Origin of the sequence: Chenggangzhangella methanolivorans, assembly GCF_019797865.1 — a bacterium.
Taxonomy (GTDB): Bacteria; Pseudomonadota; Alphaproteobacteria; order Rhizobiales; family Methylopilaceae; genus Methylopila; species Methylopila methanolivorans.
Genome location: NZ_CP081869.1, coordinates 4,247,201 through 4,259,233, shown reverse-complemented (window position 1 = coordinate 4,259,233; position 12,033 = coordinate 4,247,201). Strand labels below are relative to the sequence as shown.

Annotated in this window: 8 protein-coding genes and 3 pseudogenes; 2 read left to right on the top strand and 9 right to left on the bottom strand. The window is 68.0% G+C overall.

What is annotated here, in order from left to right:
• Positions 1 to 114: 114 nt before the first annotated feature.
• Positions 115 to 945 carry a transglutaminase-like domain-containing protein gene (locus tag K6K41_RS22370; protein WP_261402337.1) on the top strand — a complete coding sequence of 277 codons (831 nt, stop codon included), beginning with the start codon at positions 115 to 117 and terminating at the stop codon, positions 943 to 945.
• 31 nt (positions 946 to 976) lie between these two features.
• Here the strand turns inward: K6K41_RS22370 and K6K41_RS22365 are convergent, their stop codons facing one another.
• From K6K41_RS22365 to K6K41_RS22330, 8 genes and pseudogenes are all read right to left on the bottom strand, one after another.
• Positions 977 to 1,210: a hypothetical protein gene (locus K6K41_RS22365; RefSeq protein WP_261402336.1), complete on the bottom strand. Its 234-nt coding sequence runs from the start codon at positions 1,208 to 1,210 to the stop codon at positions 977 to 979.
• A gap of 96 nt (positions 1,211 to 1,306) precedes the next feature.
• Positions 1,307 to 3,802, bottom strand: coding sequence for a PAS domain-containing hybrid sensor histidine kinase/response regulator (locus K6K41_RS22360; protein ID WP_261402335.1), 2,496 nt, complete (start codon positions 3,800 to 3,802; stop codon positions 1,307 to 1,309).
• Positions 3,803 to 3,827: 25 nt separating this feature from the next.
• Positions 3,828 to 4,181: a circadian clock KaiB family protein gene (locus K6K41_RS22355; RefSeq protein ID WP_261402334.1), complete on the bottom strand. Its 354-nt coding sequence runs from the start codon at positions 4,179 to 4,181 to the stop codon at positions 3,828 to 3,830.
• Positions 4,178 to 4,483 (bottom strand): circadian clock KaiB family protein, encoded by a 306-nt coding sequence (locus tag K6K41_RS22350; protein WP_261402333.1) that lies wholly within the window; start codon positions 4,481 to 4,483, stop codon positions 4,178 to 4,180. The genes K6K41_RS22355 and K6K41_RS22350 overlap by 4 nt, the downstream gene beginning before the upstream one ends.
• A gap of 2 nt (positions 4,484 to 4,485) precedes the next feature.
• The gene (gene kaiC / locus K6K41_RS22345) at positions 4,486 to 6,183 is read right to left on the bottom strand and encodes a circadian clock protein KaiC (protein WP_261402332.1); all 1,698 of its coding nucleotides are present in this window, start codon (positions 6,181 to 6,183) and stop codon (positions 4,486 to 4,488) included.
• A gap of 194 nt (positions 6,184 to 6,377) precedes the next feature.
• Positions 6,378 to 7,361, bottom strand: a complete 984-nt coding sequence (locus K6K41_RS22340) for a saccharopine dehydrogenase family protein (protein ID WP_261402331.1) — start codon at positions 7,359 to 7,361, stop codon at positions 6,378 to 6,380.
• Positions 7,362 to 7,503: 142 nt separating this feature from the next.
• Positions 7,504 to 7,755: pseudogene (locus tag K6K41_RS30755) on the bottom strand (VOC family protein); the annotation flags it as partial.
• 11 nt (positions 7,756 to 7,766) lie between these two features.
• Positions 7,767 to 8,510, bottom strand: a pseudogene (locus K6K41_RS22330) (SDR family NAD(P)-dependent oxidoreductase).
• A gap of 137 nt (positions 8,511 to 8,647) precedes the next feature.
• Between K6K41_RS22330 and K6K41_RS22325 the strand changes: the two are divergent.
• Positions 8,648 to 9,546 (top strand): annotated as a pseudogene (locus K6K41_RS22325) (AraC family transcriptional regulator).
• Between the two features lie 107 nt (positions 9,547 to 9,653).
• On the opposite strand, the gene flhA reads toward K6K41_RS22325, so the two are convergent.
• On the bottom strand, positions 9,654 to 11,822 hold the full coding sequence (gene flhA, locus K6K41_RS22320) for a flagellar biosynthesis protein FlhA (protein ID WP_428978542.1): 2,169 nt from the start codon (positions 11,820 to 11,822) through the stop codon (positions 9,654 to 9,656).
• Positions 11,823 to 12,033: the final 211 nt, after the last annotated feature.

Genomic DNA, 12,033 nt, shown 5'->3' with positions numbered 1-12,033 from the left:
GAAGTTTTTCGCACTGCAGCGTCCGCGGCCTGCGATCTTTGCTAGGGTGAGCCCGGTCCGATCCCGCGCAATCGGTCGAACCGTTCGTCGGCGCTCCTCCAATGAAAGAGCGCGATGCTGATCCGCTACGGCTACGAGATCACGCTGAACTGCCAGTCGCCGACGCCGGTCGTCTGTCTCCTGTCGGTCCATGACGAGCGCAGCGCCGACATTCGCGATCCCGAGAAGGTGTTCACGACGCCGATCACGCCCACAACGACCTATCGCGACCTGTTCGGCAACCAGTGCCGACGCCTCGTGGTTCCGGCCGGCGACTTCAAGCTCTGGGGCGACGCTACGATCTGGGACAGCGGGCTGCCGGAAGAGCCGGCTCCCGGGGCGTGCGAACACCCCGTCGCGGACCTGCCCGACGACACGCTGCTCTACCTGATGGGCAGTCGCTACTGCGAGACCGACCGGCTCAGCCAGGCGGCCTGGGACCTGTTCGGGACCGTCGAACCGGGATGGGGCCGCGTGCAGGCGGTGTGCGATTTCGTCAACGGCCACATCGCCTTCGACTACATGCAGGCGCGCTTGACCCGCACAGCATTCGACGCCTTCAACGAGCGCATCGGCGTCTGTCGCGACTACGCCCATCTTGCGGTCGCGTTCTGCCGCTGCCTGAACATCCCCGCGCGCTACGTGAACGGGCATCTCGGCGACATCGGCGTGCCCGTCGTCGATCCCATGGATTTCAGCGCCTGGATCGAGGTCTATCTCGGGGGCGCCTGGCGCACCTTCGACCCGCGCAACAACATCCCGCGCATCGGCCGCATCGTGGTCGCGCGCGGCCGGGACGCAGCGGACGTGCCGCTGATCAACTCCTTCGGCCCGCATACGCTGAAGGCGTTCAGGGTATGGACCTATGAGGTCGACGAGGCCCCGCAGGGTCAGCAGGGCGCCTAGCAAGACGCGTGACGGCGATCGCGTCGTCGCGTCAGTCTTCGAACTCCGCGGGCGTGCGCCCGGCCCGGAACAGCACCAGCGGGTTTTCGTCCGCCTGCTCGGTGTCGACGTCGTAGCCCTGGCTGAGCGCGACGACGCCGGCGAATTTGCCCTCCGCGCGCTCGGCGCGGCCCTTGGCCTCCGCGGCGGTCTTGAACTTCATCGGCGTCTCGGCCCGCAGCTTGCCGCGTTTGTCGGCGCTCCAGGTCAGCACGATGTGAATCATCTCTGTCGCCATGAACCGAGATAGCAGTGATCGCAGACGCCTGTCTCGTCACCGCCGGATCATCAGGCAAATTTCTGGAGCAGGTCGAGCGACGGGTCAGCCATTGTTCGCGTCCCTCACGGTCCGGCTCACGAGCCGCGAGAGATCCTCCGCCGCATACGGCTTCTGCAGCAGTTCGAACCCAAGACGCCCCTGATCGACCAGCACGTCGCTGTAGCCGCTCGTCAGAAGCACGGGCAGGCCGGGGTAGAGCCGGTTGATCTCCTGGCCGAGTTCGACCCCGCCCATGCCCGGCATCACGATGTCGGAGAACACGAGGTCGAACCGGCGCGGCTCCCGCCGCAGCAGGTCGAGCGCCTCGCGGGCGTTGTTGGCCCAGACGGTGTTGTAGCCGAGGTCCTGGAGCATCTGGGTCGAGAACGCCCCGACGTCGTTGTTGTCCTCGACCACCAGCACCCATTGGCCCTGGCCTGCGCCCGCGATCTCGCTTTCGGCCCGCACGCGCGCGGCGGGCTCTTCCTCGCCGGAGGCGTGCGGCAGCAGGATCGTGAAGGTCGCGCCCTGTCCCAGAGCGCTCCGCACCGTCAGGTCGCCGCCGCTCTGCTTGGCGAAGCCGTAGGCCTGCGACAGCCCGAGACCGGTGCCCTTGCCGACCTCCTTGGTGGTGAAGAATGGCTCGAAGATCTGCTTGAGCTGCTCGGGCGCGACGCCGACGCCGGTGTCCTCGATCTCGATCCGGACCATGCCGGGCGAGACGCGCGCGGCTAGCGGCCCCTTCTCGTCGGACGACACGCGGATCGTGAGGACGCCTTCGCCCGCCATGGCGTCGCGCGCGTTGACCGCGAGGTTGACGACCGCGGTCTCGAACTGGCTGACGTCGGCCTCGACGAGGCAGGGCGACCGGTCGTCGACCTCGACCACGACGCCGACGCGCGCGCCCACGATGGTGCGCAGCATGTCGGCGACCGAATGGACCTGGAGGTTGACGTCGAAGATTTCCGGCTTGAGCGCCTGGCGGCGCGCGAAGGACAGCAGCTGCCCTGTAAGTTTCGCCGCGCGGTCGACCGTGTCGGCGATCGCGTCGATGTAACGTCGCCTGCGCTCCGGCGGCAGGTCGTCGCGGCGCAGGAAGTCCACCGACGAGCGCACGATCGTGAGCAGGTTGTTGAAGTCGTGCGCGACGCCGCCGGTCAGCTGCCCGACGGCCTCCATCTTCTGCGACTGGCGCAGCGCGTCCTCGGCCTGTCCGCGGCGCGCGACCTCGTCGGCGACCCGCGACTCGAGCGTCTGGTTGAGCCGCTCCAACTCCTCGGCGGCCCGCCGCCGCTCGGTGATGTCGAGCGAGACGCCGGTCATACGCAGCGGCGCGCCGTCCTCGCCGTAGACCGGGCGGCCTCGGATCTGCACCCATCGGATCTCGCCGCTCGGCCAGACGACGCGGTATTCGATGTCGTAGTCGACGCGTTCGGAGAGTGACCGCTCAACGGCCTCCTCCATCCGGGCGCGGTCGTCCGGCAGCACCGATCGCCTCAGATCCTCGTAGTCGAACGGATCGTCAGGGCCGCGGCCAAAATTCGCCCGGCAGGTCTCGCTCGCCTGGAGCGCGCCGGTACGCACGTCGAGCTCCCACGCGCCGAGCCGGCCGGCCTTGAGCGTGAAGCGCAGGCGCGCCTCGCTGTCGCGTAGCGCCGCCTCCGTAAGGCGGCTCTCGGTGCGGTCCCTCAGGATCTTGAGGTAGCCGATGTGCTCTTCGCCGACGAGCAGCGGCATCATCAGGCCGTTCGCCCAGAACCGCGAGCCGTCGCGCCTCAGGTGCCAGCGCTCGTCTTCGGCGCGGCCGTCGCGCGCAGCCTTCGACATCTCGAGCTCGGGCACGCCGGCGGCGCGATCTTCCGGCGTCCAGATCAACGGCGCGGGCGCGCCGAGGATCTCGTGTTCGGACCAGCCGAAGATCTTCTGCGCGCCGGCGTTCCAGGTCGTCACCCGCTCGTCGAGATCGGTGGCGATGATGGCGAAGTCGGTCGCGCTCTGCAGGATCAGCCGCGAGAAGCCTTCGCCTTCGCGCCGGGCGAGCGTGGCCTTGGCCTCGCCGAGCTGCGCGGCCTGGCGGCGTTCCTGGCTGAGGTCGGTGACGACCGCCCCGATCAGGCCCTCGCCGTCGCCCTCGATCGCTGCGAACGACACGGTGACGGGCACGTCCGTGCCGTTCGCGGTCCTGAGCGCAGCCTCGACGCGGCCCGGCCGGTCGAACAGCGCATGGAACAGTCCGGGCGAGGACAGGAACGAGCCGAGCGTGTGGCCGACAACCGTCTCGGGCGCGAGGCCCAGCATCCCAGCGAACGCCCTGTTGGCGTATAGGATGAGGCCTTCGCGATTGAGCGTCAGCGCGCCTTCCTGCATCTGCTCGATCAGCAGGCGGTAGGGCCGATCGGCGTTTTCGAGCGTGTAGACCAGCGGTTCGCCGCTGGCGCCCCCGACCACGACCGCGTCGACCTCGCCCGAGCGGATCGCCTCGATGGTCTCGAGCGCCTCCCGCAGTCGGGCCTCGAGCTCTGCGGATCGTGCCTGGAAGTCTTCGGTCTGTGCGGACATGAGCGACGAGGGGATCAAACCGGCCTTAGGGCTTGTCGGATGGGGCGCCGCCGAAGGACGCGAACGGATCTTGCGCCGTCCCGTCGTTCTTTACGATGTCCAGGCTGTAGCGGACGCGGTCGTGATCGGTGAGATCGCCGATGACGCGACGCACGGGCGTCGGCAGGAGCTTGAGCAGGGTCGGGGCCGCGATGACCTGATTTTCCTTTGCGGCCTCCGGGTGCAGATAGACGTCCACCACCTCGAGCTCGTAACGGCCGGGGAGCTCGGCCTCGCAGATCGCGCGGAGGTTTTCGATTGCGCGGACCGATCGCGGGGTGGAGCCTGTCACGAACAGCCGGAGCACATAGCGTTCGCCGGACTGCGCGGCGTCGGTCACGGGTTGAGCTTCTTGATCTCGAGACCGAACAGAACCTTGTCGACGTCGGCGAGCTTGCCGATGATGCGCTTGAGCGGCGGCGGCAGGTGTCGCACCAGCGTCGGCAGCGCGACGATCTGGTCCTGCGCGGCGCGCTTGGGATCCTGCGACAGATCGATGATTTCGACGGTGTGGCGGCCGGGCAGATGCTCGTCGCACAGGCGCCGCAGGTTCGCGATCGCCTCCATCGAATTGGCCGTGCGGCCCGCCACGTAGAGGCGCAGGTTGTAGTGGCCGTCCGGGATGTCGCCGTCGTCCGCCATCGTCATTCCGCGGCCCCCCGGGCGATCGACAGGGCGGCGCGATCGGCTTCGCGGTCCTGCTCGCGTTGCTCGGCCTCGTCGGCCAGCCGCTGAATCTCGGCGGCCTCGGCGTCGAGCGCAGCGCGCGTCTCAGCCATCTGGCGCTCGGCCGAGTCGCGCTTGACCTGATGCTTTCTCAGCCGCTTCTCGACCTGCTGGCGGCGCGCGGTGTGGTCGGCGCGCTCCTGGGCTTCCTGGGTCAGGCGCGCGGTGCCGGTCAGAACGCCCGCCGAGCCGATATAGGGCTCGATCAGGCGCACGCCCTGCGAGGTCAGCACATATTCGCGGATCTGGTTGGAATGGCTCATGCCGCGCGACTTCAGCACGAACAGGCCGCGGTTTCGTTCGCCGTTTGATTCGAGATCGTGCAGGCCGATCCAGGTGTCCATCAGCGACGACAGCCCGTGGTCGGTCGCATCGTCGCGCCCGGGCGAGGTGAGATTGGTGAAAAGCGCCGTGATGCCCCAAGCTTTCAGCAGGTCCACCATCCTGAGCAGCATCGAGTGAACTTCGGTCGATGGCCCGCGGAACGCTGAGATCGGATCGACCACCACCACGCTCGGCTTGAACGACTCGATCGCCCGATACATCAGCGTCAGGTGCATCTCGAGCCCGTAGAGGCTCGGCCGGGCCGAGGAGAGCTTCAGCACCCCGGATTCGACATGGGGCGCGAGGTCGACGCCGACCGAGCGCACGTTGCGGATGATCTGGCTCGGCGACTCCTCGAGGCCGAACAGCATGCAGCGCTCGCCGCGGGCGCTGGCGGCGGCCGCGAAATGGGCCCCGAAGATCGTCTTGCCGGTTCCCGATCCGCCGGTGACGAGCACGCTCGCGCCGCGATAGAACCCGCCTGCGCCAAGCATCGCGTCGAGCCCGGCGATGCCGCTGGAGACCGTGTCGAGGGTCGTGTCGTGGGCAAGGCCCGCCGTCGTGACCGGCAGGACAGAGATGCCCTCGCTGTCGATCAGGAAGGGGTATTCATTGGTGCCGTGCGCGGAGCCGCGATACTTGACGATCCGGAGCGAGCGCGTCGTGATCTGGTCCGCGACGCGGTTGTCGAGCAAGATCACGCAGTCGGAGACGTATTCCTCGAGCCCGCGGCGCGTGAGCGCGCCGTCGCCGCGCTCGGCCGTGATCACGGCCGTAACGCCGCGCTCCTTCAGCCAGGCGAACAGACGCCTGAGTTCCGATCGAAGCAGCGACTCGTCGTCGAGGCCCGCGAACAGCGCCTCCAGCGTGTCGAGCACGACGCGCTTGGCCCCGACCTCGTCGATCGCATAGGCCAGCCGCACGAACAGGCCTTCGAGGTCGTATTCGCCGCTTTCGGCGATCTCGCTGCGCTCGACGCGGACGTAGTCGATCGCGAGCTTCTTGGCCGCGACCAGCCCGGCGACGTCATAGCCGAGCGAGGCGACATTGGCGGCGATGTCGCGGTCGGTCTCCTCGAAGCTCATCAGCACGCCCGGCTCGTCGAACAGGGTCGCGCCGTTGACGAGGAAGGTCGCGCCGAACAGTGACTTGCCGCAGCCGGCCGCGCCGCAGATGAGCGTCGGCCGCCCGGCCGGAAGCCCGCCGAACGTGACAGCGTCGAGACCAGCTATTCCAGTGCGAGCCTTGGGGAGCGCTCCGGCGGGCGCGTGATCGAGGTTCTGGGCCGTCACGCTACGCTCGCCTATCGGGATACTTACGGGAGCCCACTCAGATGCGTCGGCGGAGCGTCTGTCAATCTGATCACGCAGAGCGCGAGCATCTGAAAAGACACCTAAACCCTCAAGACGTCTGTCCATCGGACAGTGGCTCTCATGTCGGCTGCCTGCGCAGAACCCGATGGCCGCTTCTGGCGCTCTCGGGTCGATCAGACGTCGACTATATGGGTGTCGGCGATGGTCTCAGCGAAGCCATAGCCGAACAGACCTACTGGCGTCTGGAAGCCAGGTTGAACCTCTCCGCCCAGGACGCGGCGCGCGGCTTCAACCGCCGCCATGGGCGTGAACGTGTAGCCGTTGACCGTGTCTAGGATGGAGCGAGCCACGGTCCCGTCTGCCCCGGTCGCCTCGACCGCGGCCTGGTAGCGATTGGCCTCGCGCTGTTCGGCCGTCGGGCCATCCGGAATGGTCGCCACATCGCCCGTGGGGAAAGCGTCCCCAGAGACGTGCACGAAGGTCTCGATGTTCGGGATCCCGGTCGCTCGCCAGATCGTCACGAGGTCGGGCAGCGTCACCGGGAAGCACGCCTTTGGTCCCGCGCCGAAATCGAAGTCGCGCAGTTCCTCCGGGCTTCGACCCGCCAGCGCGCCATCCACGCGTTCAAGACACTCCGAAGTCAGGTTCTCCGTCGCGCTGATCGCCGAGCCCCGAGACATCGAGCCCGAAACGTGGAGCGCGACCCGCAGTCGGACCGGCGCCGCGACACGGGTCGCCGCATGACCCGCAAGGCTCCCGAGCATTGCGACGCTGCCGCCGCTTCCAGGCAACAGCATCACGTCCGCTTTGCTCGCGGCCCCATCGAGCTCTTCGGCGAGCCGGTAGCTGTCCAGCTCCGCGGCGACGTCGAGGTAGTGGGTCCCCGACCGGATCGCGGCGTTCATCAACGGCGCAGCGGTGCGCATGAAAGGCCCCGCGCAGTTGAGAAGCACATCCACGTCCGACAGAGCTTCGTCGATTGCGCAAGCGTCGCCGACGCCGAACGTCCGATGTTCGGCGTCGAGTTCCGAAGCGAGCTTTGCGAGCCTTGTTTCGTCGCGTCCGCCTAGGACGAAGTCGAGACCGGCCGCCCTTGCTCGCTCGGCGGCCATGCGCCCGGTGTAGCCGGTGGCGCCGTAGATCATCAGCTTGGTCATGGTCAGCGCTGCCAGCTCTTGTGGACGAACTCGAGACTGTAGCCATCGGGGTCGAGGACGTTCGCCGCATAGTAGCGGGGTCGTAGTGCCGTGGCCCGGGCGCGCCGTTGTCGGTCGCGCCGGCGGCGATCGCTGCGGCGTAGGCGGCGTCGACCTCGGCGTGGCTCTTCGCCACGAAGCCGACATGCGCCGCGCGGCCGTCGACGGCGCCCTCGCGCAGCCAGAGAAACATTCGCCCCTCGGAGCCGAACCCCTTGAGGTCCGGATGTCCGGGCGGCCCGTCTTCGCCGTCGTAGTCGAGACGGTCGTGGACGCCGAGGGGAGCAAGCGCTGCGGCATAGAACGCGGTCGACCGGTCGAGGTCGCTCACGGACAGGAAGACATGGTCGAGCATGGCGCTTCTCCTCAGATCACGTAGCCGCCTGCAACCTCGATCGACTGGGCGTTTTCCAGCGGTTCTCGTCGGAGAGCAGGCTCGCGATCACGCCGCCGACCTCGTCCGGCTCGCCGACGCGGCCAAGCGCCGTCTGGGAGGCGAGCATGGCTTCGAGCTCGTCGTTCAGGCCGCCGGCCAGCTCTGTCCGGATGGCCCCGGGGGCGACCGAGTTTCGCCCGGATGCCGCGGTGGCCGAACTCCTTCGCCATGTATCGGGTCAGAACCTCGAGCCCGCCCTTGAAGCTCGCATAGGGGGCGACGCCCGCGGTCGCCACGCGCGTCGTCGCGCTCGTGACGTTCACGATCTGGCCGCCGTCGTTGATCAGCGGCAGCAGGGTCTGGGTGAGGAAGAACGGTCCCTTGAGGTGCACGTTGAACAGGCCGTCGAACTCGGCCTCCGTGACCGATCCGATCGGGTTGAAGACTCCGTAGCCGCCGTTGTTGACCAGTCCGTCGAAGCCGTCCCGGCCCCATGTCGACCGCAGCGCCGAACCGACGGCTTCGCGGAACGCCGGGAAGGACGGGACGTCCGTGACGTCGAGCTTGAGGGCGACGGCCTTGCCGCCATCCGCCGTGATGGCGGCCGCCACCTGTTCCGCCGCAACGGCGTTGCTGTTGTAGGTGAGGATCACGCCCATGCCGCGCCGGGCGCACTGCCGTGCGACGCCTGCTCCGATGCCGCGGCTTCCGCCCGTGACGATGATGATTTTCATGTGTCTCTCCAGCGCTTGTCGCCGAAGCGGAGGGTAGGTCTCAGGGTCGGGTCCGCGCTCCCTCAATCCTCCTCCGATATTGCCTATTCCTGCTTTCCCATTGCCTCCACGGTGCCGCACGTGAGAGAGCTCGACCTATGGACGCTCAACTCGCGGAACTGCGGAAGCTGGCCTCGAGGGCGCAGAACAGGCGCACCGAGACAGGCGTCCCGCGTGTCGCCATGGTCCAGGCGAGGTCCCCGAGCACCAGCTCGCGGCCGTCTATGATCCAATGGTCAACCTGATCCTCACGGGACATAAGACCATGACGGTCGGGGACACGACGTTCCGGTACGATCCGGCGACCTACTTCGTCATGTCGGTGGACCTTCCCGCGGTCGGGTCGGTCCATCCCTCCGAGTCGGGCGATCCCTACCTCGCCGTCAGCCTGACGCTGGAGCCCGCAGTCGTGGCGGCTCTGCTTTCAGATCTGCCTAAACCTGCCGACGGCGGGCTCTACGGTTCTGGGTTTTCGGTCGCGCCCGTGACGCCCGACCTGCTCGACGCCTGGGTCCGGATGCTGCGGCTCATGAATCGTCCGGGCGAGGTGGCGGCGCTCGCGCCCGCCTATGAGCGCGAGCTGCTGTTCCGCGTCCTGCAGGGTCCGCTGGGCTGGATGCTGCGCGACATGGCCGCTCCCGGAACGGCGCTCTCGCGCATCGGGATCGCGATCCATTGGATCCGCCAGAACTTCACGAAACAGCTACGGGTTGAGGCCCTGGCCGAAATGGCGGCCCTGAGCGTCTCGGCGTTTCACCGGCACTTCAAGGCCATCACGGCGTTGAGCCCGCTGCAGTACCAGAAACGCATCCGCCTGCTGCACGCCCGATCGCTGTTGGTCGCCGGCGAGGGCAACGCCACGTCCGTCGCCTTCGGGGTGGGCTACGAGAGCGCGACCCAGTTCAGCCGCGAGTACGCCCGGCTGTTCGGGCTGCCGCCATCAAAGGACGCCGCGGCGATCGCAAGGCGGGCGCGGATGGAGCGATCGACGGCTTGAAGGAGTCGCCACGTTCGACCGCTGTCGCGATCGTCTGCTTTTCAGCAGACAGGCAACGTCCACGAACGGCGCATCGCGGCTGTGCATCGATCGAGACAGAAGAGCCCTCACACGCTCCCGACCGTCTTCAGCCGCGCGCGCGGATGCACTTCGTTCTGCGACATCACCGGCGTCTGGCTGCGGAAGCGCTCGATGATGGAGCGCACGAAGGGGCGCGCCGAGGCGGAGGTGAGCAGCACCGGGCTCTCGCCGATCTTGGCCGCCTCCTCGAAGGCGTCGCGCACGGCGGCGACGAATTCGTGGAGCTTGGAGGGCGCCATCGCGAGGTTCTTCTCCTCGCCCGTCCCGATCGTGGCCTCGGCGAAGGCCTGCTCCCAGGCCGGCGAGAGCGCGACCAGCGGAAGGTAGCCGTTGTAGGTCTGGTATTGCGCGCAGAGCTGGCGGGAGAGCCGCGAGCGGACATGCTCGACGATCTGGGCCGGCGCGCGGGTGTAGGCCACCGCCTCGGCGATGCCTTCGAGGATGCCCGAGAGGTCGCGGATCGAGACGCGCTCGGTGAGCAGCTGCAGCACGCGCTGGACGCCCGTGGTCGAGATCTGGCTCGGCACGATCTCCTCGACGAGCTTCTGCTGCTCCTTGGGCAGTTCCTTCAGAAGCTTCGTGACCTCGGCGTAGGTCAGGAGATCGGGCATGTTGCCCTTCACGATTTCCGACAGATGCGTCGAGAGCACGGTGGTGGCGTCCACCACCGTGTAGCCGCGGATGTTGGCCTCCTCGCGCAGATTCGCGTCGACCCAGGTGGCCGGCAGCCCGAAGGTCGGCTCGACCGTGTGGACGCCCGGAAGCGTGACCTGCTGGCCGGTCGGGTCCATCACCATGAACTGGGCCGGGTAGACGTTGCCCGTGCCGCTGTCGACTTCCTTGACCTTCACCACATAGCCGTTCGGCGGCAGCTGCAGATTGTCGACGAGGCGCACCTGCGGCATCAGGAAGCCCATCTCGCCGGCGATCGTCTTGCGCAGCGCCTTGATCTGCTCGGTGAGCTTGTCGGTGCCGCTGGAGGCGTCGACGAGCGGCAGCAGCGCGTAGCCGAGCTCGATCTTGACCTCGTCCATCTTGAGCGCGGCCGTGACCGGCTCCTCCTGGGGCCCGGCCGCCGCGCCGCCGGCTGCGTCGCCGACCGCCTTGGCGATGCGCGCCGCGTCCGCCGCCTTGTGGCCCTGCTCGGCCCGATAGGCGAGATAGCCGGCGCCGACCGCAAGGCCCATGAAGGGGATGAACGGGATGCCGGGCAGGAACGCCATCACGCCCATGACCGCGGCCGCAAGGCCGAGCGCCTTCGGATAGCCCGAGAGCTGGCGGACGAGCGCGCGGTCGGCCGAGCCCGAAACGCCCGCCTTCGAGACCAGCAGGCCCGCGGCGGTCGAGACGATCAGCGCCGGAATCTGGGAGACGAGGCCGTCGCCGATCGACAGCAGCGTGTAGGAATGCGCGGCGTTCGCGAACGTCATGCCGTTCTGCGCGATGCCGACGATCATGCCGCCGATGATGGTGGTGAAGAGGATCAGCAGGCCCGCGATCGCGTCGCCGCGCACGAACTTCGAGGCGCCGTCCATGGCGCCGAAGAAGGTCGATTCGTCCTCGAGCTCCTTGCGGCGCGTCTTGGCGGTGGTCTCGTCGATGAGGCCGGCGGAGAGATCGGCGTCGATCGCCATCTGCTTGCCGGGCATGGCGTCGAGGGTGAAGCGGGCCGCGACTTCCGCGATGCGGCCCGAACCCTTGGTGATGACGACGAAGTTCACGATCAGAAGGATCGCGAACACGATCACGCCGATCACGAAATTGCCGCCCATCACGAAGTTGCCGAAGGCTTCGATGACGTGGCCGGCGGCGTCCGTGCCCTCATGGCCGTGGCCGAGGATCAGGCGCGTCGAGGCGAGGTTGAGCGACAGCCGCAGCATGGTGGCGACGAGCAGGACCGTCGGGAAAGCCGAGAATTCGAGCGGCTTCTCGATGAAGAGCGCCGTCATCAGGATGAGGACGGAGAGGATGATCGAGACCGCGAGCAGCACGTCGAGCAGCAGCGCCGGCAGCGGGACGATGAGCACGCACAGGATGACGAGGACGCCAAGCGCGAGGCTCAGGTCGCCCCGCCGGAGCATCTGCCAGATGCCGAGCGCCCAGGCCGGCATCGCGAAGCCCGCGCCGCCCCCCGACGGCGCGCCCGCGCCCGGAACCACGGGCTGAGCCGGACCTGCCACCGTCACGTCGGACATGCGATACCCCACCGCGCAACGCCAAATCGCGCTCGGCAGAAATTGCCGGGCGCATGGTTAGCGGGGAGTTAACGGATCCGGTAACGAAGTCGCGGCCATCGACCTGACGGCGCAGGAAACGACGCCGTCAGGCCCGGAGGAGCCGGGCATCCACGACGTCCGGAGACCGTAGCGCCCGACGCCGAAGTCGTGGATACCCGCGCGAAGGCGC

Bases quoted from the DNA above. Each gene is read 5' to 3' on its own strand.
- K6K41_RS22370 (WP_261402337.1), top strand. From the start codon at position 115: ATGCTGATCCGCTACGGCTACGAGATCACGCTGAACTGCCAGTCGCCG.
- K6K41_RS22365 (WP_261402336.1), bottom strand. From the start codon at position 1,210: ATGATTCACATCGTGCTGACCTGGAGCGCCGACAAACGCGGCAAGCTG.
- K6K41_RS22360 (WP_261402335.1), bottom strand. From the start codon at position 3,802: ATGTCCGCACAGACCGAAGACTTCCAGGCACGATCCGCAGAGCTCGAG.
- K6K41_RS22350 (WP_261402333.1), bottom strand. From the start codon at position 4,483: ATGGCGGACGACGGCGACATCCCGGACGGCCACTACAACCTGCGCCTC.
- K6K41_RS22340 (WP_261402331.1), bottom strand. From the start codon at position 7,361: ATGACCAAGCTGATGATCTACGGCGCCACCGGCTACACCGGGCGCATG.
- flhA (WP_428978542.1), bottom strand. From the start codon at position 11,822: ATGTCCGACGTGACGGTGGCAGGTCCGGCTCAGCCCGTGGTTCCGGGC.